We start from the raw sequence: 26,305 nt of genomic DNA, 5'->3' as shown, positions 1-26,305 counted from the left end.
TTAATATCCCGGTAATCTCGGCCCATGCGATTCGGAATCTGCCTGCTGTCCGACCTGCCGTGGCGCACCGCGAAGCCCTTGTGGCAGCGTGCCGAGCAGATGGGCTTCGACCACGGCTGGGTGTACGACCACCTGGTCTGGGGCGGTCTCCCCGACGCCCGGTGGTTCTCCGCGATGCCCACGCTCACCGCGATCGCCGGGGTGACTTCACGCATGAAGCTCGGTACCTTCGTCGCCTCTGCCAACTTCCGGCACCCGGCGGTGTTCGCCCGCGAGGTGGCCACCGTCGTCGACATCTCCGACGGCCGGCTGCTGGTCGGACTCGGGGTCGGCGGCAGCCCCGACGACCACATTCTCGGCCAGGAACCGCTCACCGCGGGCCGCCGCGTCGACCGTTTCCAGGAGTTCGCGAGCCTGCTGCGCCGCACCCTCAGCGAGGATCACGTCACGGTCGACGGCGAGTGGTACGCGACCCGGGACATGCGCCTGGTCGGCGGCAGTCTGCTGCCGCGGGTACCGCTCATCCTCGCCGGCAACGGCCCGCGTTCGGTGCGCTACGCGGCGCGTCACGGCGATGGCTGGGTCACCACCGGCGGCGCCGGAGACACGCTCGACGAGTGGCTGCGCCGTGTCTCCCGCAACCGGGACATCTTTCAGGAGGCGCTCGACGACGCCTGCCGCCCCACTCCGGACACCTATCTGAGCCTGAACGCCGCGCCCGGCAACCCGATGGAGAGCATCGGCCGCTTCGACGACCTCGTCGGCCACGCCGCCGCCCTCGGCTTCACCGACGTCGTCGTGCATTGGCCGCGGGAGAGCGAGCCGTACCTCGGCGACGTGACCGTCCTCGAGGCGCTCGCCGCCCGCGGCTTCCTTGAGTAATCGGATTCAACTAACTAGTTGTGCAGAATCACTTCAACTTAGCTCGGACTGCAGCAAAAGCCGGAGACATATGCAACGATGACGCGATGCCATCCGATCCACGCGAACTGGACATCCTGCTCGCAGACTACGAGATGCTGCGCGAAGATGAACGAAGCTTCGTCGCACACCTTGTCCAGGCGTTCGCGATCGCGATCGCGATCGTCGCTCTACTCGGCGGACTTGTGGCCAAAGAGTTTCTTGAAAGCGACAGTGGAGATGTGCTGGCCCGGATTCCCGACGGAGCCCTCATCGCCGCACCTCTGCTTCCCCTTACGCTCTTCGTCTACTTACTCTCACTGGGACCATCAACTATCTTGCGGGCTTACTATGGCCGCCACCTGGAACGACGCATCCGAGAACTTGTGCAGCAGAGTACACCACCAATGCCATCGCTTTTCGAGCTAACCGTCGGAGTGAATAGACTCAGTCGCGGCGCATCAGCAGTACGACTCCTCTTAGGGTTCATGATGGTGCTGGTTCTTATCGTATTTTGCACGATAGCTCTGCTAATGCTGCTCAACGTAGAAAACCTTGCGTTGAAGTTGATGGTAATTCCATTCTACGTCTTCGTAGTAACCGTGCTCGTTTGGGAAACTGTTCGACTCAACACACGAGGTCGAGAACTCTTTGAGAAACAGGTTCAGCAGCTAAGAATAGACTCCGCTGATTCATTAAAGCCCCGAGAAAAACTCGAAGGCCGAGGCATTGTTAGCTATCTCATTCTGCCGCGCCCGGGCGACATCGCCAAGTGGCTATTCTTTCCAGCCGGAGCAGCCATCGCAATCCTCAGCGGAAGTTCCAGCGCGCCCCTATGGCGAATCCTCGTGATGATGGTAATCCTCGAGCTCCTCCTCTACAGTGCGCGCTATCAAATTAACGATATCCGAGGAATTAGTGAGGACATAAAGTCGCCTCAGGCACAGCTGCGCGGCCGCCTGCCTGTCCGAAACTGGCGTGGAGAGGATTCGCAAGAAACAGCGATCTGGTCTTCCTTGGCAGTCGTTGGTTTGCGTGTTTACCTAGCGTTCGCGCTAGCAACCATTTTTGGTGCCGACATGATTCGTTGGACCGCTATCGCCGCAGCCGCAATCTTAATATCGGCGGGACTGTATGAAGGCCTACGCGGAATCGAACGCCTCACATACGTAAGATCCCCGAATGCATTGCAGTTGCATCCGAAGGCGCGCAACGCAGGGTGGGCACTTATCTACTTCGTCGGTGCTGGATACGCGATCCGCATCGTCCTGGGGCTATGTGCGGTACCCTCACCGATCGGCGCCCTGCAGTTTGTCCTTTTCGGCGGATACGCACACTTCCTTGGAATAGTCTTTGTGTCGATGACCTGGGCATTGGAAGGGGTATCATTTCTTTCAAAACGCCCGGTCAGCTCCATCCCGCCGGTCTACTCTCAAACCGTCCTCGAGAAACCTCACTTGCTACTTCTTAGCAGAAGCCTGCCGTGGAGGACAGGTCGCAGATACGCACTCACCCCGATTTCCGCAGCACCTGCAGCCAGCAGTCTTCAGGGATTCATCGACCCGGTACCGCGCGCCGCCAAAATGCTGGAGCCACGGAGATGGAAATGGATGCAACTGTTCAGTGCGTGGAGCTTGTCTGCCGCAGCGGCAGGTGCCTGCGCGGGAGCACTCTTGACCTTTTCCTGGGCGCCAGAGAGCTGGGAACCGTGGCTAATCGGACCCGCCTCCGGCGCAGCGTGCTCGTTGCTCGTGTTTCCTTATTTGATCCGCAGAATCATACCAGCAACCCTAATATCTCTCATCATCTTCGCAGGCATTCAGGTGTCTCTCGCGCTGAGTTACGCTCAGCACTCACTCAACAGACTCGAGTGGACACTCGTTGCATCCGGAATCACTGGCTGGGTAACCCTAACTGCAGTCACAGTAATGTTCTTACCCATGACATACGAGAAAATCGTTACTTTCGTTCCACAAATTGCGGCGGCAGCCCGCACTATAGCCACCCGCGCCTGCGCACTATTAATCGGCCATAGCGCAACCGCCACCATCATCCCCTCTGAACCTGATAAAGAAATGCCGTCCGCAAAAGGATGGCCAAACGGTTAGTGCTGCAGAACAGGAGTACATAAAAGCGAGCCTCCGACAGGTGGCCCTGGCCAAATTGCCATTGTCAGATTACCCAGTCAACGCCATTCCTCAAATCCGTTGATAGCCGCCGGGCGGACAACGGAACTATTAGACATGGCGATCCTGCAGATACTATGTTGAATAGTCGTCCCATGCAGAAGCGGCGCGCGGTTCACAGTCCCGGCGCAGTGTTCGATCGTCCCGGACCGGCGCGACACCATCGATACCGCACGATCAAAACCCTGGATCTTCTCAAGCGCGCACCAGCCACGATAAAGGCCACCGCAAGACTCCGCGGCCCTGGCGGCAGTATCGCCACAACAACCTAGTGATCGACCCGCCCCGGCACCGACCCCACAAACCAACTCAGATGTGCGAGGAATCGCTACCGTTCACACTCTCTATCTGGCATGCGGACATGAAATAACGACACGTGGCAGTAGTGCCACGTGTCGGTCACGCGACCTTGGCGGCCGCCGAGGTGGCGTCCTGCTTGAAGATCTTCTTCATGCCCATCGAGTAGATCACCGCGGACAGATAGAACCCGGCCAGCATGCCGAGCGCCGCGTACGACACACGGTGCGAATCAGCGCCGCCCAGCTTGCCGCCGTCGATGATCTGGATGCCGTAGATCAGGACCGACGCGGCGATCGCGAACACCACCGAGATCACGCCCCACTTGTTGGTCTTGGTCTTCGCGTAGAGGTATGGCGTCGGGTCGTCGTCCTTGCGTCGCAGGAGATAGTCGACGAGCGAGACGTTGAGCCACGGTGCGATCCACACGCCGAGCACCATCACGAAGCCCTGGTAGTTGGCCGGCAGATCCTGCGTCGCCGCCCACCCGAGCAGGAATCCGACCACCGTCATGAGGAGCGGCGCCACCTGGTCGAGAACCTTCTGGCCCGCGTCGTCCTTGCCGCTGCGGAAGACGTGCCTGGACGACTTCAGGGTGATCGCGTTGTTGGTCCACGAACCGATCAGAATCACGATCAGCACCACCACGCCGAATCCGGACGGCAGGTAGCCGGTGAACTGCGCGGTGGGGTTGTCGTTCGCGAGCAGCGACGGGTCGCCCTCGATGACGATGCCGGCGGCCACGCCGATGGACATCACGAACATCGTCGCGCAGAACAGTCCCAGCGCCGAGCAGAGTCCCGCCGTGCGAGGCGAGGCGCTGCCCTTGCTGCGGGCGGCGTAGTCGGTGGCATAGGGGTTCCAGCCGATCGTGTACGCCCACGCGAGGCAGGCGACCACGACGACCGCGACGATGCCGTTGAAGTTCCACGGGCTGCCCTTGTCGTAGGCGAGGTCGACCTTCGCGAACGTCATGATGCCCGCGACGACCAGGATCACCGCCAGCACCGGGAACAGGTACCGCTGGATCGCCCGGTACTTGACCTGGATCTGGGCCAGGGCCAGCTGGACCACGACGGCGATGCCGATGCCACCCACCAGCGGAATCGAGGTGAAGATCGCGTTGATCGCCAGCCCTGCCACCACCGAGTTGACGATGAACCAGCCGAACGAGCTGATCACCGCCATGATCGTGGTCAGGATCAGGTTGCCCATCCGTCCGAACGCGAGCCCACCGAGAGCCAGCTGCGGCACCTTGAGCCGCACCCCGCGCGCGGTCAGAAGGCCGTGGCTGACCGCGCCGAAGGCGACGCCGAAGAAGATTCCGATGAGCGCCTGCAACAGGCTCATGTGCAGGAACAGCACCACGACGATGCCCATGTAGATCGCGCCGAACTCGATGTGCGGCGTCATCAGCCAGGTGGCGAAGTACCACCAGCCCGACCGCCGCTCCGGAGCCTCCGGGATCGGCGCCTCGACCGGATCCCCGATGCTGTAGCCGACCACCCGCACTCCCGCCGGAATCTCGGCGGCCATCGTTGCCTGCGTCACGCGCCACTCCTCACCTCTACGGCCGATCACGGACGACGTCTCGCAACCCCGCGTCCGTGGGTTCGGTGTTGTCGCCTGATTATTTCCCTGTCACCGCGACTCCCGCCCCACTCCGGCGGAAGATTCGCCGGTATGGCACAGAATGCGCATCACCTGGCACGGGATACCGTTGTCGTCGTGACCGAATCCCGTTTGCTGACCGATGTCGCCCGGCGACTCGCCGCCTTCGGTGCACTCACCCGGATGACCGGAACCGACTCGCTGGTAACTCTCGACGACGGCGGCCTCACCCTCGATGACGGCGAGCACTACGTCCGGATCGAACGCACCGACGGTGGCCCCCTGCGCTCTCCGGACGGACCCGTCCCGGCCGGCTGGCGCACCGACGAGACCACCGAGCGCCTCGCCGTCGACTGGATCGAGGACTACCTCGAGGACACCTACCAGGCCCTCGTCATCCGGCGCGACGACATCACCGACCTGATCGCCGACCCGTTCTCGCAACTCCACCTGGAACGACTCGCCCGCCGCTTCCCCGCCGCCGACCTCTCCGCGCTGCGGGAGTTCCTGGGCGCGGTGGCCGCCTGGCTCGGCGCCCCGGCCGTCGGGTAGAACAGAAGAGATATTGTGCATAATCTTCTAAGGAGTCGCCGTGTCGGAGATCAGCCCGATTCCCTTCACCCTCGACGACGGCCACCCCGCGCTCGCCGGTGACCGCTGGATAGACGACGACGCCCCGCGCCGCTCGACACTGCTGCTCCTGCACGGCGGCGGCCAGACCCGGCACTCGTGGGATCGCTCCGCCCGCGCCCTCGCCGCCCGCGGCCACGACGTGTACACGCTCGACCTGCGCGGGCACGGCGACAGCGAGTGGGCCGCCGACGGTGACTACGACCTCGACGCCTTCGCCGGCGACCTGCTGAGGGTCCTCGGCACGCTGCCCACCGCCCCGATCCTGATCGGCGCCTCGCTGGGCGGCATCACCAGCCTCTGCGTCGCCGGTGAGCATCCCGACGCCGCCGCCGGACTGGTCTTGGTCGACGTGGTGGTCGATGTCGAGCCCGAGGGCATCCAGCGGATCCAGAACTTCATGAACACCCACCTGGACGGCTTCGCCACGCTCGACGAGGTGGCCGATGCCATCGCCGAATACACCCCGGAACGCAAGCGATCCCGCAATCTCGATAGTCTACGCAAGAACGTCCGGCAGCGCGCGGACGGCCGCTGGTACTGGCACTGGGATCCGGCGTTCATGCGTGATTCCGACGACGAACCGCGGGCGCACTCGGACCCCGAACGCCTCGGCGCGGCCGCGCGCAACGTGACCGTGCCGACGCTGGTGGTGCGGGGCCGCCAGTCCGACGTCGTCTCCGAGGAGGGCGCCCGGGCCATGCTCGAGCGCATCCCGCACGCCGAACTCGTCGACGTCGGCGGCGCCGGCCACATGGTGGTCGGCGACGACAATCAGGTGTTCGCCACCGCCATCGACGACTTTCTGGAGAGCCGCGGTCTCTAGCGGTGTCACGGTGGACCCGAGGCCGACAGGCCGAAATCCGTCGCGTATTCGCTTGGCGATCCGCCAGGATCCGCGACGTCTGTCGGCCGGCGGCACGATCCGCGACGGATCACGATCGCGAGGTCGTGCGGCGCGCGCTCCCGGCGTGATCACTCGCCACCGACGGGCAGTGCCGGGACTCACGAGTCCAGGCGGAATCCGGCGATCGGTACGGTCGATGCCATGGCGAATATCGTGATCATCGGGGGCCACGGCAAAGTGGCCCTTCTCCTGGCCCCGATCCTGACCGCACGCGGCGACACCGTCACCTCGGTGATCCGCGACCCCGAGCACGCGATCGACGTCTCCCGCACCGGAGCCAATCCGCTGTTGCTCGACATCGAGACCGCCTCCGCGCCGGAACTCGCCGCGGTGCTGACCGCGGCCCAGGCCGACGCCGTGGTGTTCACCGCAGGCGCGGGCGGCGGCGACCCCGCGCGCACCTACGCGGTCGATCGAGACGCGGCCCTGCGGGTGATGGACGCGGCCTCGGCCGCGGGCGTCCGCCGCTTCGTGATGGTGTCGTACCTCGGGGCGGGACCCGACCACGGTGTGCCGCAAGACAACTCGTTCTACCCGTACGCCGAGGCGAAGGCCGCCGCCGACACCGCCCTGCGCGCCTCCGGACTCGACTGGACCATCCTGATGCCCGGCCGCCTCACCCTGGACGAGCCCACCGGCGCCATCGATCCCGCCGCGGTACGCGCCGACGACAATCCCGGCACATCGCGTGCCAACGTCGCGGCGGTCGCCGCCGCGGTTCTCGCCGATCCGTCCACCGTCGGCCGGGACATCCCCTTCACCGACGGCCCCGTCCCCATCGACGACGCCCTCCGCGGAGCGCGCTGACACGGCGGACGGGAATCTCGGAGCCCCTGCCCGTCGAGCCGTCTGGCCCCCGGCCCGCAGGGGCGCGTCGAAACGGCCAGTCCGAAGGCGTTTCGACACGGTCTGCGCCTAGCGGCTTGACCGGCTCAACGGGCTGCTGGCAACCGGCTCCACCGGCTGACCGCGACCGCCTCAACCGCGCGTCGGACCGACACCAGCCCGCAGTCCAGCGCGCCGCCCGCTAAGCGAGCAGCTTCGCCTTCGCGGCGGCGAACTCGTCGTCCGACAGCAGGCCCTTGGTGTGCAGATCGGCCAGCTTCATCAGCTCGGCGGTCAGGTCGGTGCCGCCGGCCGCAGGGGCGGGCGCCGGAGCCGCTGCGGCAGCCGCGGCCTGGGCCTGCTGCTGGGCGGCGTACGCCTCGGCGGCCTGTTGCTGCTGCCACGCGGCCTGCGCCTGCGCGTTCTGCGCCTGTTCGGCGCGGCGGTTCGCGGCGCGGTTGCCCATCGCGTTGGCGGTGCCGGTCACCACGGCCGTGCGGGCCGCGAGTCCGATGAGGCCGGGTCGTCCAGCTCGTCGCATGTCGTGTTCTCCTCGGTGATCAGTGGGTATAGGGGACGGCGTGGCCGGATTCAGTCGGCGAGTGCGGCGATCTCGTTCACCACGACCGACGGGATCCGTTCGGACGCGACCACCTCGCTGCCCTCGGCGGCCAGCCGGGCACCGAGTTCCCGGGCCCACACCAGTTCCAGGGCGACGATCGCGGCGGTGGCACCGGGTTCCAGCGTCTCGGCGAGCACCTCGATGTCCTCGTCGCCGGTCAGCCCGGGAACGGCCAGGTCGAGCGCCGTCGCGCCGAGCGCGTCGAACTCCACCTCGGTCACCTCGACGTCTCCGGCCACCGATTTGGTGACCACCACGAAGTCGAGCACCCGGACCACACCGGCCTCCACCTGGGCGACCAGCGCACCGATCACCTCGGGCGACGGCGCCGGCTGGGCGAGCGAGACCACCATCAGTTCGACGGGGCCGAGAGTGCCGGCGGCGGGATTCGACATGGGTCCTCCTCATCGGTCGATGGCCCCGAGTCTTCCGCACACCACCCCGGTACCGCGCGAACGACGCGCGAGAATCACCCGTAAGAGATGAGGCCGTCACTCACCCCACACGACCGGGCATCCGGCGATACGATCAATCCATCGTGATCGCCCCGCCTGCTGAGGGAGTTTGATGTCCGAGTCCTTGGAAGTGCGCGAGGTCGATCCGGATGATCTGACGCTGCCCGTACCGACGGTCGACGAGTTCCGCCGGTCGCTGCTGCATCATCTGCGATACGGGATGGGCACCGATCCCGCGCACGCGTCGAAGTTCGCCTGGCGGATGGCGCTGAGCTTCGCCCTCCGGGATCGCGCGATGGAACCGTGGTTCACCGCGACCCGGCGGACGTGGGAGGAGCGTCGCAAGCGGGTCTACTACCTGTCGATGGAGTTCCTGATCGGCCGGCTGCTGGAGGACGTCGCGATCAACCTCGGTCTGCGCGACGTCGCCGTCGAGGCGATGGAACAGCTCGGTCTCGACTTCTTCGACATCGCCGAGGACGAACCCGATGCGGCGCTAGGCAACGGCGGTCTCGGGCGCCTGGCCGCGTGCTACCTGGAGTCGATGGCGACTCTGGCGTGCCCCGCCTACGGCTACGGCCTGCAATACGAGCACGGCTTGTTCAAGCAGCGTTTCGCCGACGGCCGCCAGGTCGAGGAACCCGAGGACTGGCTGGTCAGCGACAATCCGTGGTACTTCACCCGGCCGGAGGCCGCCTACCGGGTCGGCTTGCGCGGCGACGTGGTGGAGCAGGACGGGCGGCAGATCTGGACGCCGCGGCTGTCGGTGATCGCCGAGGCGCACGACACCCCCGTGGTCGGCTGGGGCGGGCGGTGGGCCAACACCCTGCGGCTCTGGGCCGCCAAGCCCAGCGCCGATCTGTTCGACCTCGGCCGCTTCAACGCGGGCGACTACGCGGCCGCCGCCGAGCCCGAAGCCTGGGCCCGCACCCTCAGCCGCGTGCTGTACCCGGACGACACCACCGACCGGGGCAAGGAACTGCGGCTCTCCCAGGAGTACTTCCTCACCTCCGCGTCGGTGCAGGACATTCTGCGGCGCTACCTCGAAGACCACGACGATCTGTCCCGGCTGCCGGACTACGCCGCGATCCAGATGAACGACACCCATCCGGCGATCGCCGGCCCCGAGCTGATCCGGCTGCTGGTCGACGAGCACGGTTTCGACTTCGACCGCGCCGTCGACGTCTCCACGCAGGTCCTCGGCTACACCAACCACACGCTGCTCCCCGAGGCCCTCGAGCGCTGGTCCGTCGGGCTGATGCGCAAGGTGCTGCCGCGTCATCTGCAGATCATCGAACGACTCGACTCGCGGGATGCCCAGCTGCACGGTCCCCGCCCGGACGGGGTCGGCCTGATCGGCGACGGCGACGTCAGGATGGGCGAGCTGGCGTTCGTCACGAGCCACCGGGTCAACGGCGTCTCGGCGCTGCACACCGAGCTCGTCCGGGAGAACCTGTTCCCGGCTCTCGACGAGCTGCACGGCGGCCGCATCGTCAACGTCACCAACGGGATCACCCCGCGCCGCTGGCTCAAGCTGGCCAATCCGCCGCTCGCCCAGCTCATCACCGAATCCGTCGGCGCGGGCTGGGAGACCGATCTGGACCGGCTGCGCGAGCTGGATCCGCGCGCCGACGACCCGGAGTTCCGCGAGCGCTACGGCGTCACCAAGCGGCTCGCCAAGGTGCGCCTGGCGAACTGGCTCGCCGAGCATCACGACATCCAGATTCCGGTCGACGCCCTCTACGACGTGCAGATCAAACGGCTGCACGAGTACAAACGGCAACTGCTCAACATTCTCTGGACCATCGCGCACTGGCAGCGGATCAAGGCCGACCCGGATGCCGGCTGGGTGCCGCGGGTCAAGATATTCGGGGGGAAGGCCGCCCCCAGCTACGCCATGGCCAAGGACATCATCGCGCTCATCAACGACGTCGGCGCCGTGGTGAACGACGATCCGCAGACCCGCGACCTGCTGCGCGTGGTGTACCCGGCGAACTACAACGTGTCGATGGCCGAGAAGCTGATCCCCGCGGCCGATCTGTCCGAGCAGATCTCCACCGCCGGAATGGAGGCCTCCGGCACCGGCAACATGAAGTTCGCGCTCAACGGCGCGCTGACCATCGGCACGCTCGACGGCGCGAACGTCGAGATCCGTGAACAGGTCGGCCCCGACAACTTCTTCCTGTTCGGCCTGACCGCCGACGAGGTCGCGGCGCGGCGGAGCGAGCCCGATCACGCGCGGACCGCCATCGAGGCCAGCCAGCCGCTGCGCGACGTCTTGCAGACCATCGCCGAGGGCACCTTCAGCCCGGGCGACACGCACCGCTACGGCGGCATCCTCGACATGCTCTGGAACAGCGACTACTTCCTGGTCGCCTCCGACTTCGACGCGTACGACGCGGCCCAGACCGAGGTCGACGCCGCCTACCGGGACTACCCGAGGTGGCAGACGATGGCCGTCCACAACATCGCTCGCATGGGCTTCTTCAGCTCGGACCGGGCGATCCGGGAGTACATGAGCGAGATATGGACCATCACTCCCGCCCTGTAGTCCCCCTCGGGGAGGACACGCTCGCGCAGATCCTCGGCGACGCCGAGGCGCACCTGCTGGTGCAGGGCCGCCATCGCGATCCGTTCGCGGCCCTCGGGCCCACCGACGACGGCCGGTACGTCGTCGTGCACGTTCCGGGTGCGCGCCGGGTGTGGATCGTCAACGACACCGATGAGGCCGAGGCGACCCGGCACCCGGCCGCCGACGGCGTCTTCGTCGGCCCGTTCCTGCCGTTCTACCGGCTGCGGGTCGAGCGGGCGGACGGCACCCTCGTGGAACGGGAAGACCCGTACCGGTTCTCGCCGGTGCTCGGCGCGATCGACGAGCACCTGATCGGCGAGGGCAATCACCGCAGGCTGTGGCGGGTACTCGGGGCTCACCCGACGGTCCACGACGAGGTCGCCGGAGTGCACTTCGCGGTGTGGGCACCCGAGGCCGAGCAGGCCGCGGTGGTCGGCGACTTCAACGACTGGAACCCCGCCGCCCACCCGATGCGCCGGCGCGGTGCGACCGGGGTGTGGGAACTGTTCGTGCCCGGGATCGGTGAGGGCGAGGTGTACAAGTACCACCTCATCGGGCCGGGTGGCCGGGCCCTGCCGATGAAGGCCGATCCGGTCGGCTTCGGCGCCGAGCTTCCGCCGCGCACCGGTTCGGTCGTCCGGCGCCTCGGCACGCACCGCTGGCACGACCGCGCGTGGCTGTCGGACCGCAGCCGCCGCAACGCGGTCGACGCGCCGATCAGCATCTACGAGGTGCATCTCGGTTCGTGGCGGCGCGACGACGAGGGCGACCCGCCGTCGTACCCGGAACTGGCCACCGAGCTGATCGACTACGTCGCCGAGCTGGGCTTCACGCACATCGAGGTGCTGCCGATCTCCGAGCATCCGTTCGACGGATCGTGGGGCTATCAGCCGATCGGGCTCTTCGCGCCCACCATCCGGTACGGCACCGGCGCCGAGTTCGCGGCCCTGGTCGACGCCGCGCACGCCCGCGGGATCGGGGTGCTGGCCGACTGGGTGCCCGGGCACTTCCCCACCGATCAGCACGGCCTGGGCCGGCTGGACGGCACCGCCCTGTACGAGCACGCCAATCCCCAGGAGGGGTTCCATCCCGACTGGAACACGCTGATCTTCAACTACGGCCGGCCGGAGGTGGCGAACTACCTCATCGCGAACGCGCTGTACTGGCTCGACGAATATCACCTCGACGGGCTGCGCGTGGATGCCGTCGCCTCGATGCTCTACCGCGACTACTCGCGCGGCCCCGGCGAGTGGGTGCCCAACAAGGACGGCGGCCGGGAGAACTACGAGGCGATCGCCTTCCTGCGGAAGGCCAACGCCGCCGCCTACGCCGAGCATCCGGGCGTCATGATGGTCGCCGAGGAGTCCACCACCTTCCCGCGGGTCACCGGGCGCGTCGACGACGGCGGCCTGGGTTTCGGCTTCAAATGGAACCTGGGCTGGATGAACGATTCGCTGACCTATTTCGGCAAGGACCCCGTCCACCGCCGCTACCACCACGACAACCTCACCTTCGGCATCACGTACGCGTTCACCGAGAACTTCGTCCTGCCGATCAGCCACGACGAGGTGGTCCACGGCAAGGGCTCGATGTACGGCCGCATGCCGGGCAGCCACGCCGACAAGCTCGGCAACCTCAAGGCGTTCTACGGCTACATGTGGGGGTATCCGGGCAAGAAGCTGCTGTTCATGGGTCAGGAGTTCGGTCAGCCCGCCGAATGGAATCACGACGCCCAGCTGGACTGGGCGGTGCTCGCCGACCCCGGGCACGCCGGGGTACGCGACGTGGTGCGCGACCTCAACCGTCTCTACCGCGAGCAACCGGCCCTGCACCGGTACGACTCCGACCCCCGCGGATTCCAGTGGCTGCTGGTGGATGCGGTCGACGAGCAGGTCTTCGCGTGGTTGCGGCGGGGCGCCGACGGCGACCCGCATGTCGTGGTCGTGCTCAACCTCACGCCGGTGCAGCGGACCGGTTTCCGGCTGGGATTCCCGGTGCCCGGCCGGTGGATCGAGGCGCTCAACACCGATTCGGCCCTGTACGCCGGGGGCGACCGCGGCAACACCGGTGCGATCGAGACGGAACCCGTTCCGGCCCAGCGGGAGGCGCAGTCGGCACTGTTGACGCTACCGCCGCTGTCGGCCCTGTACTTCGTCGAGGAGAGGACGGTGTGATGACCCCGCGCAGTCTCCTCGCGGTCGCCTCCGAGTGCGTCCCGCTGGTCAAGACCGGTGGGCTGGCCGATGTCGTCGGCTCACTGCCGAGTGCGCTGGCACCCCTGGGCTGGCGCACCCGCACCCTGTTGCCCGCCTACCGCGGACTGCTCGGGCAGTTCGACGACCTCACCCCGGTGTGGGAGCACGGCGAGTTGTTCGGCGGATACGGCGCGGTGCTGGCCGGTCGTCTCGCCGGTCTCGACCTGCTGATGCTCGACGCCCCGCACCTGTTCGACCGCGCCGGCGGACCCTACGGCATCGACGGCCACGACCACCCCGACAATCACCTGCGATTCGCGGCGCTGTCGTGGGTGGGTGCACGGATGGCGATCGACGGCACCGCGGAGGGCTGGCGGCCCGATGTGGTGCACGCGCACGACTGGCAGGCCGGTCTCGTCCCGTCGTACCTCCGGTACGCCGGGTGCCACGTGCCCTCGGTGATGACCATCCACAACATCGCCTTCCAGGGGGTCTTCGGCGCCGATCAGCTCGACGCGGTGCGGCTGCCGACATGGGATTTCCATCCGGAGGCGCTGGAGTATCACGGTCTGGTGAGCGCGCTGAAGGCCGGCATGGTGCACGCGCAGAAGGTGACCACCGTCAGCGCCACCTACGCCGAGCAGCTGACCACGCCCGAGTTCGGTTTCGGGCTGTGCGGGGTGGCCGCCGCCCGCGCCCGGCGCGGGGACATGCTCGGCATCGTCAACGGCATCGACGTCGACGTGTGGGATCCGGCCCATGACCCGCACATCGTCGGATACTCGGCCGACGACCTCGCGGGGAAGGCGGCGAACCGGACCGCGCTGGCCGAGGCCTTCGGCATCGCCGAGCCGTCCGGTCCACTGGCCGTCGTCGTCACCCGGTTGACCCATCAGAAGGGGATCGACCTGCTGATCGACGCGGTGCCCGACTTCGTCGAGGCCGGCGGCGCCGTCGTGGTGCTCGGATCGGGTGACCCGGCGTACGAGTTCGGCCTGGTCCAGCTGGCCGACCGGTACCCGCACGCGGTCGGGGTGCGGATCGGGTACGACGAACCGCTGAGCCACCGGATGTTCGGCGGCGGCGACCTGGTCGTGGTGCCGTCCCGGTTCGAGCCGTGCGGGCTGACCCAGCTCTACGGTCTGCGGTACGGCGCGGTGCCGCTCGTCGCGGAGACCGGCGGTCTCCGGGACACGGTGACCGACGCGTCGGTGGAGAACCGGAGTGCCGGGACCGCCACCGGATTCACCTTCGGCGACGTCAGCTCCGTCGGTGTGGCCGATGCCTTCGCCCGGGCGGTCGCGCTGTACGACGACCCGGCGGCCTTCGGGCGGATCCGCGCGCAAGGGATGGCGACTCCCGTCGACTGGGCGTCGTCGGCCCGGCAGTACGCGCAGCTGTTCGACAGCCTGCTCGCGTGACGCGGCCGTCGCCGAGGGTGTCCGCGGGCCGGCCGTGGCCGCTGGGGGTGACCGTCGACGGCGACGGCGTCAACGTCGCGGTGTCGTCCGAGACCGCCGAGCGCATCGACTTCTGTCTGTTCGCCGCGGACGGGACCGAGGACGCCGTCCCGCTGCCGTTCCGGGACGGGAACGTCCATCACGCGCACGTGCGCGGGGTCGGCGCCGGGGCGCGGTACGGTCTGCGCGCGCACGGCCCGCAGCGCCCCGCCGACGGTCTGCGGTTCAATCCGGCCAAACTCCTGATCGACCCGTATGCGCGCGCTCTGGACGGCCCGATCCACTGGCATCCGCTGATGTCCGGGTTCTCCGGCGACGACGATCTGTCCGTCGACTCCCGCGACAGCGCACCGGTGGTGCCCAAGGGCGTGGTCGTGGGGCGCACCGACGGCGAACCGGGGCCCGATCCGGCGGCCAACCGGCCCGGGCACGCCGCCGCCGATCTGGTGATCTACGAAGCGCACGTCAAGGGCATCAGTGCCGCCCACCCGGAGGTGCCGCCGGAGGTGCGCGGCACCTACGAGGGCATGGCACATCCGGCCGTGCTCGATCATCTGACCGCGCTGGGCGTGAACGCCGTCGAGCTGCTGCCGGTGCAGGCCTTCTTCGACGACCGGCGGCTGGTCGAGATGGGTCTGACGAACTACTGGGGCTACCAGCCGATCGGCTGGTTCGCCCCGGAGCCGCGGTACGCGCGCGCCGACGCCGTCGCCGAGTTCCGCGGGCTGGTCCACGCCCTGCACGAGCGCGGCATCGCGGTGATCTGCGACGTCGTCTACAACCATTCCGGGGAGGGCGACGAATTCGGTCCGACGATCTCGCAGCGCGGACTGGACAACCGCGTCTACTACCGGCTGCACGACGGCGGCCGGCACTACAACGACGACACCGGAACCGGTAACACCCTCGCCGTCGACCGGCTCCCGATGCTGCGGCTGGTGCTGGACGGTCTGCGCTACTGGGTCACCGAGTTCGGCGTCGACGGCTTCCGTTTCGACCTCGGCACGACGCTCGGCCGCGGCCGCTCGGGTTTCCGTCGCGACGGGCGCTTCTTCACGGCCCTGCGCCAGGATCCGGTGCTCGCGGGCGTCATCCTGATCGCCGAACCGTGGGACATCGGTCCGGGCGGCTATCAGCTGGGGCACTTCCCGCCACCGCTACACGAGTGGAACGACGAGTTCCGCGACGGCGTCCGGCGGATCTGGCGCGGCGAGGAGACGCTGGGTGAGGCCGGTGTCGGGGCGTTGCTGCTGGGTTCGGCGCATCGCTTCGACCATGCGGGCCGGCCGGCATCGACGTCGGTCAACTTCCTGACCGCGCACGACGGTTTCACCCTCGCCGACCTGGTGTCGTACGCGGTCAAGCACAACGAGGCCAACCTCGAGGACGGCCGGGACGGCCACAACGACAACCACTCGGACAATCTCGGCGTGGAGGGCCCGACCGACGATCCGGCGATCACGCGGGCCCGCGCCCGGCGCATACGCGGGATGCTGGCCACCCTGCTGGTGTCGCAGGGCATCCCGATGCTGCTGGCCGGGGACGAGATCGGTAACGGCCAGGGCGGCAACAACAACGCCTACGCCCAGGACAATCCGATCGGCTGGCTCGACTGGTCCGCGCCCGACACCGAGTTGTTCGAGGTGGTGCGCCGGCTCATCGCGCTGCGCCGGGAACTTCCGGTGCTGCGTCAGCGCACGTTCCTGCACGGCCGCGAGCGGGCCGACGGGCACCGCGACGCCGTCTGGTCGCTGGCCGACGGCCGCGAACCGTCGCCGGACGACTGGCACCATCTCGACCAGCGGTCGATCGCCCTGACCCTGCGCGGCGCGGCCGGCGATCCGGTCGGCGAACTGCTCGACGATCTCGTGTGCGTGATCGTCAACGTCGGCCCGGACATCGAGTTCGCGCTGCCCTGCGCGGACGGCCGCGGCTGGCGCGCCGAACTCGACACCGCCCGCCCGTACGGCCCCGCCGCCGTCGGCGCGCACTACCCGGTGGCCGAACAGTCCGTCGTCGTGCTCCGCTCCGCCGACGGACCGCCCACCGCCGGCTGACCCCGCCGCCACCCACCGCCGACTGAAACACCGGCGGACCGCCCAACGTCGGCCGAGCCACCAGCAGACCACCCACCGCCCAGCTGAGCCACCGGCCGACCGCCCACACCCGCAGACCATCCACCGCCGACTGAGCCACCCGCGGACCGCGCACCGCCGACTAAGTCACCGGCAGACCACCCACCGCCGGCTGAGCCCTTCGACTCCGCTCAGGAACCACCATCGACGAGCCCGCCAGGGCGAGACGATGAGTCGAAGCCACCCTTTCTCGAGCCCCCCCGACCGCACCGCCGGCTCGCCCCCGCTTCTACGACCCCGTAGCAGCGAGCCGACACAGAAGCAGCGTTCGCGAGCGCTGCCTCTGCACGCGAACGCTGCCACGCCCACCGGCCGGCAGCGGGAAGCCACAATCCGCACTCCACCCGCCGACAGCTGAATCACCGACGGACCGCCCACCGCCGACCGAGCCACCAGCAGACCACCCACCGCCCGACTGAGCCACCGGCCGACCGCCCAACGCCGGCTAAGTCACCGGCGGACCGCCCACCGCCGACCGAGCCACCAGCCGACCGCCCAGCCACCAGCCGACCATCCACCGCCGGCTGAGCCATCGACGAGCCCGCCAGGGCGAGACGATGAGTCGAAGCCACCCCTCTGGCGGCTCGGCAACGCCGCCGACCCCCATCCCGAGCGATCGATCCCCCTAGCGGCGCAGCTTCTTACCGGCGTCGAACCGCTCCTCGCGCTGCCCGAGATGCCAGGCGTGCCACCGCCGCCAGCGGCGGACCGAAGCGGTCTGCCACCACCGGTCGACACCCGGCGAGACGCGCCGCGCGAGTTCGACCGCGGCGATCAGCGGGGCCCGGCCGAGCAGCAGTGCCAGACCGGGGAGACCGCTCGGCAGCCGGTACTTACGCCGGTTCCACGGCAGCATGAACAGCCGCGTGTAGCCGGCCTGCAAGTGCAGGTGATACCGGGCGCGCAGCCGGGCGAGCCCGCGCACCTGCGGACCCGGCTCGAACGACGGCACGAAGCCCTCGACCAGCTCCGGGCCGAGCGGGCCGGAGTCGTACTTGCGGGTCGCGTCGAAGTAGTAGAGGAGCCGCAGGCCGTCGCCGACGGTCTCCGGATACATCTCGTCGACGCGGCAACCGACCAGGTGACCGAGATACCTGTTGAAGTGGAGCACGGCCCGGATCTCCGCGGGACTCGTCAGGAAGCCCAGCGCGTACAGCCCCAGCGCCGGTCCGACGCTGCCACCGAGCAGGGTCAGCATCATCTCGCTCTGGCTGATCGGCAGACCGTGCGCGGCGGCATCCCACTCGGGATGCTCGGCGACGCGCGCCCGCACCGACACGTGCATCACGCGGACCTTGAGCGAGACCTCGCGGGCCCGTGACCCGGGGGTCAGCACCGCACCAGGCCGGCACACCTCCAGCCACCAGCGGCTCGTCTCCAGATAGCGGTGCAGCGCGCTGGCCCCGGCGTAGCCGCCGGACAGCGACAGCGGCACCGCGAGGGAACCCTCGGTGTAGGTGTCCATGGTGCCCGCGTTGCCGACGGCGCCGAGGCTGTAGCCCCACCGGCGCCAGACCGCCGCCCCCTGCTCGATCAACTCGGGGTCCACCCAGTCGGGGATGGTCTCGAACTCGGCGAACAGCGCGCGCATCGATTCCGGGGCATCCGGCACGGCATCGATGCCGACGCGCAGCGCCTCGTCGAGCAGTTCCCGCGATCGGTCGGCCCCCAACTCGCCGAGATAGGTCTCGGCGACGAATCGCTCGGCCACCGGATCGCCCGCGGTGTGTCCGGCCAGGTACCGCGCGGTGACCTCCGGCGGTGGCAGCAGGCCGATTCCGGTGAGCCGCCGCACCCTGTCGTGCCACCGCTGATGGGCCGGACCGACGACGAGCTCCATGACGCACCCCTGATCTCCGCCGCCGCGGGAATGAAACGTTTCAACGATTATGTCCCATCTCGCAGCGGCGCGCCCCGAGGTCGGCGGTGTCCCGAGTAGGGTCGGGCCTCGAGAGCGCGTTCGGAGGAGCCCCCATGCAGATCAGCATCGTCTGGAACATCAACGCCAAGCACGTCGCGATCGACCGCGCGATCGAGACGTTGCGCGCACTGCACAACGAGGGCTTCCGGCGCGTGTGGTCCACGCAGATGCCGAACGAGCCCGACCTGCTGACCGTGATCGCGGTGGCCGGTCACGAGGTGCCGGAGATCGAGTTCGGCACCGCCGTGCTGCCGATGCAGAACCAGCACCCGATGAATCTCGCGCAGCGAGTGCTCACCACCAACACCATCATCGGCGGCCGGCTGAGCTTGGGCCTCGGCCTCTCGCACAAGGTGGTCACCGAGGGCATGTGGGGAATCCCGTACTCACGGCCGGTGAAGCGGACCAACGAGATCCTGGACGGCCTGCTACCGCTGCTGAACGGCGAGAAGGCCGGCGCCGCAGGCGAACTCGTGACCACCCGAGGCGCCCTGAGCCTGGTCGACGCACCCGCGCCGGACGTCTATCTCGCCGCACTGGGCCCCAAGATGCTCGAAGTCGCGGGCCGTCGCACCCGCGGCACCATCACCTGGATGACCGGTCCGGCGACCCTGCGCGACCACATCGTCCCGTCGCTGCACGCCGCCGCCGAGCAGGCCGGGCGCCGCACCGACGACGTCCGGACCGTGGCCATGCTGCCGATCGCCGTCACCGACGACGCCGACACCGCCAAGGGCTACGCGGCCGAGCAGTTCGCCCTCTACAACTCGCTCCCCTCCTACCGCGCAATGCTCGACCGCGAGGGCTACGAGCATTCCTCGGACGCGGCGATCATCGGCGACGAGGCGACGGTCACCGCGCGCATCGATCAGATCCGCGCCGCCGGGGTCGACGAGTTCGTCGGCATCCAGTTCCACCGCGACGGCGACGTCCGGGCCCGCACCCGCGAACTGCTTCGCTCGCTCGACAACTCCTGATCGCCCGCCTGCCTGGGGGCCGCGCCTACGACGCGGCTCCGGCGGCGAACCCTATCGCCTTCGGGCCCGTCGCCTCCTTCACGACGGTCGAGGGCCGACTTGCCGTCGACGCAACCGCCGACCTACTCTTTATTGGTAACTGTTTCCAATAAGGAGAACTCGTGAAGGTCCGCAACTCCCTCAAGTCCATGAAGAACCAGCCCGGCTCGCAGATCGTCCGGCGGCGCGGCCGGATCTTCGTCATCAACAAGCAGAACCCGCGCTTCAAGGCGCGCCAGGGCTGATCGCGGCCGCACGCGGGGTTGACGGATCCGGTTCGGCGCAATACATTCATAAATGCGCATACATTAATGCGACACCAGAACTCTCGCCCCCGGAGGTATCAGTCATGACCCACGCCACCCACGACGGCCACGCCCACACGCACGGAGACGGCTGCGGCCACGTCGCCGTCCCGCACGGCGATCACACCGACTACGTGCACGACGGCCACCTGCACCGCGAGCACGACGGGCACGTCGACGAGTGCGAGGCCACCGAGCACGTCGTCCATGACGGCCACGACCACGAGCACGGCGAGGGCTGCGGCCACGTCGCCGTTCCGCACGGCGATCACGTCGACTACGTCCACGACGGTCACCGCCACGCCGCCCACGACGGTCACTACGACGACCACTGACCCTCACCGGTCGAGACGACCCGCCCTACGGAGTCCCCGACTCCCCGGGCGGGTTTCGTCGTTCACCGGACGGTCGACGCCCGCCACGGTCGAGGTCTCGACTCCGCTCGACCGGCCTCTGCGTCGAGACCACCCGCTCTGAACGACTCACCCGGCCTCGACCGGCCGGCTCTCATCGTTCGACCACTGCGAGTACGACCCCGGGTACAGCGCGGCCCCGTGCCCGGCGATCTCCAGCGCCGCGATCTGATGCGCGGCGGTGACCCCCGATCCGCAGTACACGACCACGTCGCGGCCGTCGGCCCCGAGCGAGGCGAACCGTTCGCGCAACGCCTCCGCCGTCCGGAACGTACCGTCGTCGGCCAGATTCTCCCCGGTCGGTGCGCTCACCGCGCCGGGGATGTGTCCCGGCCGCGGATCGACCGGCTCCACCTCGCCGCGGTATCGCTCCCCGGCGCGGGCGTCGAGCAGCAGCGCGCCGGTCGCGGCGACGTCGTCGATCCCGACGGTCGGCATGCCGCCGCCGGTGAGGGTCACCGACCCGGTGCGGGGCACGGTGTCGCCGGAGGAGAGCCGGATGCCGGCGGCGCGCCACGCCCCGAGAGCCCCGTCGAGGATCCGGACGTCGTCGATCCCGCCCCAGCGCAGCAGCCACCAGGCGCGCGCCGCGGACATGCCGCCGCAGTCGTCGTAGACCACCACCGGTACGCCGTCGTCGATGCCCCAGCGCCGTGCGGCGGCCTCCAGGTCGGCGAGCGCGGGCAGCGGATGCCTGCCGCGGGCGGCGCTCGGCGGCGCGGCGAGTTCGGTGTTCAGGTCGACGTAGATCGCGCCGGGCACGTGGCCGTCGCGGTAGTGGTCGTAGCCGCGGTCGTCGCCGAGCTGCCACCGCACGTCCAGCACCACCGGCGGCCGGTCGGAGAGCATCGCTTCGACCAGTTCCTCGGCCCCGATCAGCACCTGACCCATTCCACTCCGCCTCTCCTCGATCTCCACGCAGCGCTGGCCCCGACTCTAATTCGGCCCACCGAGACGCCAACGTTGAACCCGCCGCGAGTCCAATCGGCACCTCTCTGAACTGCGGATACGACACCCTTGACGACGCCTCTTCGAGCACCGGTTGACTCCGGAAAACGCCGATCACAGACTCGTTTCACCGCCACGAGGGCGGCGAAATCACGGATGAGGAGTGGTGACGTTGTCACGCAGAATGTTCAGTCGGCTCGGTGTCTCGCTGGCGGCGGTCGCCGTGGTCACGGCGGCTGTGACCGGCTGCTCCTCCGGCGGCACAAGCGACTCGGCCGGTTCCGGCGACGTGACCCTCGTGGTCGGTGACCAGGTCAAGACGACGCAGTCCCTCCTCGAATCGGCGGGCGAGTTGAAGAACCTGCCGTACAAGATCAAGTGGGCCTCGTTCGAGGCCGGACCGCCGCTCCTCGAGGCCGCCGCGGCGGGCAAGGTCGACGTCGGCGGTACCGGCGACGTGCCCGCCGTGTTCGCGCAGTCGGCGAACTCGCCCCTGAAGATCATCACGGTCCTGTCCGCGAGCACCGCCAACGACTTCCTGCTGGTACCGCAGAACTCGCCGATCAAGTCCATCGACGACCTCAAAGGCAAGAAGGTCGCGTACACCAAGGGATCGAGTTCCAACGGCCTGGTGCTGGCCCTGCTGCACAAGGCGGGCCTGAAGCCGTCGGACATCACGTCCACCTATCTGACCCCGAACGAGGGGCTGGCCGCGTTCAACTCCGGGCAGATCGACGCCTGGGCGGTGTGGAATCCGTACGCGACCATCGGACAGCAGCAGAGCAAGGCCCGCGTCCTGGCCGACGGTACCGGTCTCACCACGCAGCAGGGCTACTACTTGGCCTCGAACGCCGCGCTCGGCGACTCGGCGAAGAACAAGGCCCTGAAGGACTTCGTCGGCCGGGTGGCGCGCGCCCAGAAGTGGGCGGCGACCCACAAGGACCAATGGGTGCCGATCTTCAGCAAGCTGACGACGCTGCCCGAACCGGTGGCCGCCGCCACCTTCGACACGTCCGCCAACGACGTGGTACCGATCGACGCCGCGCGGATCGCGAAGCAGCAGCAGCTGATCGACCTCTTCGCCGGCGCCGGGGTGATCCCCAACCAGCCCGTCGCCGCCGAGTACTTCGATGATCGGTTCAACTCCGTCGTCACCGGGAGCCAGTCGTGACCAGCGTGCTGGGCCGGCCGGCGCTGGACGTCGCCCCGGCACCGACGGCCCGGGCCCTGCCCCGGATCCGGCCGCGCCTGCCGAAAGTCGGCTACACCGGACTGCTGCGACTGGTCTCGCCGGTGGTACTGCTGGCGCTCTGGCAACTGCTGTCGGTCACCGGGGTCCTGCCCGCCGACAAGCTCGCACCCCCGTCGCAGGTCTTCGCCGCGGCGCGCGAGACATGGGCCGACGGAACCCTGACCGCGGCCATGCCGGTATCGCTGGAACGCGTCGCCTACGGCGTGCTCCTCGGTGTGTCGCTCGCGCTGGTGCTCGGCCTCCTGGTCGGCTTCTTCCGGGTCGCCGACCTCGCGATCGATCCGCCGCTGCAGATGCTGCGGACCATCCCGTTCCTCGGCCTCATCCCCCTGTTCGTCGTCTGGTTCGGGATCGGTGAGGAACCCAAGATCTTCCTCATCGCACTCGGCGTGATGTTTCCGCTCTATCTCAACCTGGTGGCCGGCATTCAGGGCGTGGACCCGAAACTGATCGAGGCGGGCCGGTCGCTGGGCCTGGGCCGCTGGAGCCTGGCCCGGACGGTGATCCTGCCGGGTTCGGTGCCGAGCGCATTGACCGGCCTCCGGCTGTCGCTCTCGGTCGCCTGGCTGTCCCTGATCGTCGCCGAACAGATCAACGCCGACGCCGGACTGGGCTACATGGTGATGAACGCGCGCACCTACCTGCGCAACGACATCATCGTCCTGGGCCTGGTGATCTACGCACTGCTCGGCCTGACCACCGATGCGCTGGTGCGTGGCCTGGAGTCGTACCTGCTGCGCTGGCGGGTGGCCCGATGAGTTCCTTCCGGCAAGCTCAACTGACGGCCGAACAGGCCCACAGCTCGACGGTGGTGCACGCGCGCAGTGTCTCCCGGTCGTTCGGCGACATCGAGGTGCTGCACAGCATCGATCTCGACCTGCGCCGCGGCGAGATCGTCGCCCTGGTCGGACGCTCCGGCTCGGGCAAGTCGACCCTCCTGCGGATCGTCGCCGGCCTCGATACCGGGCACGGCGGCACCGTCGAGGTCGACGGTTCACGTGCCGTCGCCTTCCAGGAGCCGCGCCTGCTGCCCTGGCGGACGGTCCGCGCCAACGTCTCGCTGAACCTGCGCCGGCCGGGGATCTCGCGCCGGAACCTCGATGCGCTGGCCGTAGCCGCACTCGGCGAGGTCGGCCTCGCCCACCGCGTCGACGCCTGGCCGCTGACCCTCTCCGGCGGAGAAGCGCAGCGCGCCTCCCTCGCCCGGGCGCTCGTCCGCGAGCCCGACCTGCTGCTACTCGACGAGCCGTTCGGCGCCCTCGATGCCCTCACCCGGCTGGAGGCGCACGCGCTCCTGACCCGGTTGTGGGCCGAGCACGGCTTCGCCGCCCTCCTGGTGACACACGACGTCGAAGAGGCCGTCGTCCTCGCCGACCGGATCCTCGTCCTGGACGACGGCCACCTCGCCCACCAGCTCACCGTCGACCTCCCCCGGCCCCGCGAACGCGACGACCCACACCTGGTCGAACTGCGCGAGCAGGTCCTCGGATACCTCGGTGTCGACACCAAGAAGAACCTGGAGATCTCATGACCGCACCGCACTTCCACTGGTTCCTGCCCACCGCCGGCGACAGCCGCGACGTCACCAGTCAGGCCAATGTCCCCGGCGCCGCGCTCGGCAATCGGGATGCCGACCTGAACTACCTGACCCTGCTCGCGAAGACCGCCGACACCCTCGGCTACGAGTCCGTACTGACGCCGACCGGCACGTGGTGCCAGGACTCGTGGATCGTCGCCTCGGCCCTGATCAACCAGACGCAGCACCTGAAGTTCCTGGTCGCCTTCCGCCCCGGCCTCATCACACCGACCCTCGCCGCCCAGCAGGCCGCCGCATTCCAGGAACTCTCCGGCGGGCGTCTCGCCCTCAACATCGTGACCGGCGGCGACGCCATCGAGCAGGCCCGCTTCGGCGACCACCTGAGCAAGGACGAGCGCTATGCCCGGACCGCCGAGTTCACCACCATCGTGCGCGGGGCCTGGTCGGGTACGCCGTTCGACTTCACCGGCGACTACTACGACGTGCGCGGCGCCGTCGTCGCCGATCCGCCGACTACGACGCCGGAGATCTTCTTCGGCGGTGCCAGCGAGGCCGCCCGCGAGACGGCGGCCCGTACCGTCGACACCTATTTGACGTGGACCGAGCCGCCCGCCGCGGTCGCCGAACTGGTCGCCGATGTGCGACGGCGCGCCGCCGCCCACGGCCGCGAGCTCACCTTCGGCATCCGTGCCCACGTGATCACCCGCGACACGCACGACGAGGCCTGGGCGGTGGCGCGCGGGCTCGTCGACCGAATGGACCCGAATGTCATCGAGTTCGCTCGTGCCGCGATGAACCGCGCCGAATCCGAGGGCCAGCGCCGTCAGGCGGCGCTCTCGGCCCACCCCGACAACCTGGAGGTCTACCCCGGGCTGTGGGCCGGATACGGCCTGGTCCGCGGCGGCGCGGGCACCGCTCTCGTCGGCAGTCACGCCGAGGTGGCCGACCTGATTCAGCAGTATCGCGACATCGGGATCGACCACTTCGTGCTGTCCGGCAACCCGCACATCGAGGAGGCGTACTGGTTCGCCGAGGGCGTCAAACCGCTGTTCGACCGGCCCGCCGCGGCGGCCCGGTCCGACGTGGCCGCCGCCGGCTAGCCGCGACGCCGGACCGGGGCCGATCACAGCGACTGACGGTGCGCGTTCCGCACTCCGGCCGGATCTGCGCAGCATCAGGCATCCGGAGTCGGCGCCGGGCCGCCTGGTCGACGGCCGGAGAAAGCAGCGGAATCTGCGGCGCTACGCGGAGTGCGGGACCGGGCAGCCCGTGGGGAAGGTGCCCAGTTCGGCGACCACCACGGCATCCGGGGAGTAGCTCTTCATCCGGCGGTTGTGCTGGAAGTCCTTGGCGCGCAGGCGCGGCGGCAGCATGCGCACCACCGCGGCGCGGGCCCGCATCGCCCCGCGCGACGCGGCGCGCACGGCGGCGGACGGCTCGTCGTACTCGAAGGCTTCGAGGAGCGGCTTGTCCATCAGTGCGCGGGAGAACAGCCGGACCGCGGGCCGCACCGGCCGGGGGTAGAAGGTCGCGAGCAGGTTCAGCGTCAGGTCGGCCACCCGCCGGCCGCCGGCGTCGTAGGCGAAGTGCTCGGCCTCGTAGGCGTCCAGGAGATCGGCGAACTCGTCGTAGGTCTCCGGGATGTCCTTGATGTTCATGTGCCGCCCGAGCTTGCGGTAGTAGTGCACGCTCGCGGTCACCTCGTCGTACGTCAGCCGGCGCCACCCGTAGTCGTCGATCCAGCGCTTCGGTACGACGACGAAGGTCGCGAGCACGTAGAGCATGTCGTCGTTCGAGATGTCGTACGAGCGGTGCATCTGGTTGATCCGGCGCAGCGCGGTCTTCCCCTCGGCGGAGTCGAAGCCGCGCGCCAGCGGGCATTCGAGGAGGAGCGCGGTGTCGTCGTACCGCTTCTGCGTGTCGTCGAAACCACGCGACTCCGACAGCAGGCCCCCGACACTGGGCACCGCGTAGGTGCGGAACAGCGCGAAGCTGAGCGCCTGCGTGAAATCCCAGGGGAAGTCGTACATCGAGAGGTTGCGGTAGATCTCCTCGAAGTCGGTGCGCGGATCGAGGCCGCGATTCCGGTCCCAGCGAAACATCGTGGCTGCCTTTCGT

Annotated in this window: 22 protein-coding genes; 16 read left to right on the top strand and 6 right to left on the bottom strand. The window is 68.5% G+C overall.

Going from position 1 to position 26,305, the window contains the following annotated elements:
• Positions 1 to 24 precede the first annotated feature (24 nt).
• Positions 25 to 882, top strand: a complete 858-nt coding sequence (locus ACSEEN_RS06920; protein ID WP_440712740.1) for an LLM class flavin-dependent oxidoreductase — start codon at positions 25 to 27, stop codon at positions 880 to 882.
• An 86-nt stretch (positions 883 to 968) separates the two neighbouring features.
• Positions 969 to 3,008 carry a hypothetical protein gene (locus tag ACSEEN_RS06915; RefSeq protein WP_440712739.1) on the top strand — a complete coding sequence of 680 codons (2,040 nt, stop codon included), beginning with the start codon at positions 969 to 971 and terminating at the stop codon, positions 3,006 to 3,008.
• 477 nt (positions 3,009 to 3,485) lie between these two features.
• On the opposite strand, the gene ACSEEN_RS06910 is transcribed toward ACSEEN_RS06915, so the two are convergent.
• Positions 3,486 to 4,934: a purine-cytosine permease family protein gene (locus ACSEEN_RS06910; RefSeq protein WP_440712738.1), complete on the bottom strand. Its 1,449-nt coding sequence runs from the start codon at positions 4,932 to 4,934 to the stop codon at positions 3,486 to 3,488.
• A gap of 177 nt (positions 4,935 to 5,111) precedes the next feature.
• Between ACSEEN_RS06910 and ACSEEN_RS06905 the strand changes: the two genes are divergently transcribed.
• The 3 genes from ACSEEN_RS06905 (at position 5,112) to ACSEEN_RS06895 (ending at position 7,338) form a co-directional block, all read left to right on the top strand.
• Positions 5,112 to 5,546 (top strand): hypothetical protein, encoded by a 435-nt coding sequence (locus ACSEEN_RS06905; protein WP_298441843.1) that lies wholly within the window; start codon positions 5,112 to 5,114, stop codon positions 5,544 to 5,546.
• A 40-nt stretch (positions 5,547 to 5,586) separates the two neighbouring features.
• Entirely contained in the window at positions 5,587 to 6,450 is an 864-nt protein-coding gene (locus ACSEEN_RS06900) for an alpha/beta fold hydrolase (protein ID WP_440712737.1), read from the top strand.
• Positions 6,451 to 6,672: 222 nt separating this feature from the next.
• Positions 6,673 to 7,338: an NAD(P)H-binding protein gene (locus ACSEEN_RS06895; protein ID WP_440712736.1), complete on the top strand. Its 666-nt coding sequence runs from the start codon at positions 6,673 to 6,675 to the stop codon at positions 7,336 to 7,338.
• 220 nt (positions 7,339 to 7,558) lie between these two features.
• Here ACSEEN_RS06895 and ACSEEN_RS06890 read toward each other — a convergent pair whose 3' ends face one another.
• The gene (locus tag ACSEEN_RS06890; protein WP_247866095.1) at positions 7,559 to 7,897 is read right to left on the bottom strand and encodes an SHOCT domain-containing protein; all 339 of its coding nucleotides are present in this window, start codon (positions 7,895 to 7,897) and stop codon (positions 7,559 to 7,561) included.
• Between the two features lie 50 nt (positions 7,898 to 7,947).
• Complete coding sequence (locus ACSEEN_RS06885; RefSeq protein WP_247866093.1) at positions 7,948 to 8,373, bottom strand: DUF6325 family protein; 426 nt, start codon at positions 8,371 to 8,373, stop codon at positions 7,948 to 7,950.
• A 172-nt stretch (positions 8,374 to 8,545) separates the two neighbouring features.
• On the opposite strand from ACSEEN_RS06885, the gene ACSEEN_RS06880 reads away from it, so the two are divergent.
• From ACSEEN_RS06880 to glgX, 4 genes are read left to right on the top strand one after another with little or no spacing between them, the layout of a single operon-like run.
• Entirely contained in the window at positions 8,546 to 10,984 is a 2,439-nt protein-coding gene (locus ACSEEN_RS06880; RefSeq protein WP_440712735.1) for a glycogen/starch/alpha-glucan phosphorylase, read from the top strand.
• On the top strand, positions 10,960 to 13,179 hold the full coding sequence (gene glgB / locus ACSEEN_RS06875; protein ID WP_440712734.1) for a 1,4-alpha-glucan branching protein GlgB: 2,220 nt from the start codon (positions 10,960 to 10,962) through the stop codon (positions 13,177 to 13,179). The genes ACSEEN_RS06880 and glgB overlap by 25 nt, the downstream gene beginning before the upstream one ends.
• The gene (glgA, locus tag ACSEEN_RS06870; protein ID WP_440712733.1) at positions 13,179 to 14,621 is read left to right on the top strand and encodes a glycogen synthase GlgA; all 1,443 of its coding nucleotides are present in this window, start codon (positions 13,179 to 13,181) and stop codon (positions 14,619 to 14,621) included. The genes glgB and glgA overlap by 1 nt, the downstream gene beginning before the upstream one ends.
• The gene (gene glgX / locus ACSEEN_RS06865; RefSeq protein ID WP_440712732.1) at positions 14,618 to 16,717 is read left to right on the top strand and encodes a glycogen debranching protein GlgX; all 2,100 of its coding nucleotides are present in this window, start codon (positions 14,618 to 14,620) and stop codon (positions 16,715 to 16,717) included. Before glgA ends, glgX begins: the two co-directional genes overlap by 4 nt.
• A gap of 703 nt (positions 16,718 to 17,420) precedes the next feature.
• Here the strand turns inward: glgX and ACSEEN_RS06860 are convergent.
• The gene (locus ACSEEN_RS06860; RefSeq protein WP_440712731.1) at positions 17,421 to 18,635 is read right to left on the bottom strand and encodes an oxygenase MpaB family protein; all 1,215 of its coding nucleotides are present in this window, start codon (positions 18,633 to 18,635) and stop codon (positions 17,421 to 17,423) included.
• A gap of 134 nt (positions 18,636 to 18,769) precedes the next feature.
• Between ACSEEN_RS06860 and ACSEEN_RS06855 the strand changes: the two genes are divergently transcribed.
• From ACSEEN_RS06855 to ACSEEN_RS06845, 3 genes are all read left to right on the top strand, one after another.
• Positions 18,770 to 19,693 (top strand): TIGR03564 family F420-dependent LLM class oxidoreductase, encoded by a 924-nt coding sequence (locus ACSEEN_RS06855; protein WP_440712730.1) that lies wholly within the window; start codon positions 18,770 to 18,772, stop codon positions 19,691 to 19,693.
• A 161-nt stretch (positions 19,694 to 19,854) separates the two neighbouring features.
• Positions 19,855 to 19,977 (top strand): type B 50S ribosomal protein L36, encoded by a 123-nt coding sequence (ykgO, locus tag ACSEEN_RS06850; protein WP_247866080.1) that lies wholly within the window; start codon positions 19,855 to 19,857, stop codon positions 19,975 to 19,977.
• A 104-nt stretch (positions 19,978 to 20,081) separates the two neighbouring features.
• Positions 20,082 to 20,372 carry a hypothetical protein gene (locus ACSEEN_RS06845; protein WP_440712729.1) on the top strand — a complete coding sequence of 97 codons (291 nt, stop codon included), beginning with the start codon at positions 20,082 to 20,084 and terminating at the stop codon, positions 20,370 to 20,372.
• 147 nt (positions 20,373 to 20,519) lie between these two features.
• On the opposite strand, the gene ACSEEN_RS06840 is transcribed toward ACSEEN_RS06845, so the two are convergent.
• Positions 20,520 to 21,341 carry a sulfurtransferase gene (locus ACSEEN_RS06840; RefSeq protein WP_440712728.1) on the bottom strand — a complete coding sequence of 274 codons (822 nt, stop codon included), beginning with the start codon at positions 21,339 to 21,341 and terminating at the stop codon, positions 20,520 to 20,522.
• 241 nt (positions 21,342 to 21,582) lie between these two features.
• Here ACSEEN_RS06840 and ACSEEN_RS06835 point away from each other — a divergent pair, with 241 nt between their 5' ends.
• From ACSEEN_RS06835 to ACSEEN_RS06820, 4 genes are read left to right on the top strand one after another with little or no spacing between them, the layout of a single operon-like run.
• A complete protein-coding gene (locus ACSEEN_RS06835) occupies positions 21,583 to 22,569 on the top strand; it encodes an ABC transporter substrate-binding protein (protein ID WP_440712727.1) in 987 nt (328 codons plus the stop codon).
• Positions 22,566 to 23,408, top strand: coding sequence for an ABC transporter permease (locus ACSEEN_RS06830; RefSeq protein WP_440712726.1), 843 nt, complete (start codon positions 22,566 to 22,568; stop codon positions 23,406 to 23,408). The genes ACSEEN_RS06835 and ACSEEN_RS06830 overlap by 4 nt, the downstream gene beginning before the upstream one ends.
• Positions 23,405 to 24,181: an ABC transporter ATP-binding protein gene (locus ACSEEN_RS06825; protein WP_440712725.1), complete on the top strand. Its 777-nt coding sequence runs from the start codon at positions 23,405 to 23,407 to the stop codon at positions 24,179 to 24,181. Before ACSEEN_RS06830 ends, ACSEEN_RS06825 begins: the two co-directional genes overlap by 4 nt.
• Positions 24,178 to 25,287 carry an LLM class flavin-dependent oxidoreductase gene (locus tag ACSEEN_RS06820; RefSeq protein WP_440712724.1) on the top strand — a complete coding sequence of 370 codons (1,110 nt, stop codon included), beginning with the start codon at positions 24,178 to 24,180 and terminating at the stop codon, positions 25,285 to 25,287. The genes ACSEEN_RS06825 and ACSEEN_RS06820 overlap by 4 nt, the downstream gene beginning before the upstream one ends.
• Before the next feature lie 141 nt (positions 25,288 to 25,428).
• On the opposite strand, the gene ACSEEN_RS06815 is transcribed toward ACSEEN_RS06820, so the two are convergent.
• Positions 25,429 to 26,289 carry an oxygenase MpaB family protein gene (locus ACSEEN_RS06815; protein ID WP_440712723.1) on the bottom strand — a complete coding sequence of 287 codons (861 nt, stop codon included), beginning with the start codon at positions 26,287 to 26,289 and terminating at the stop codon, positions 25,429 to 25,431.
• Positions 26,290 to 26,305: the final 16 nt, after the last annotated feature.

The organism is Gordonia marina (genome assembly GCF_052036135.1).
Classification (GTDB): domain Bacteria; phylum Actinomycetota; class Actinomycetes; order Mycobacteriales; family Mycobacteriaceae; genus Gordonia.
Note: the sequence above shows the minus strand (reverse complement) of the source record. Positions and strands in the feature narration are given on the sequence as shown.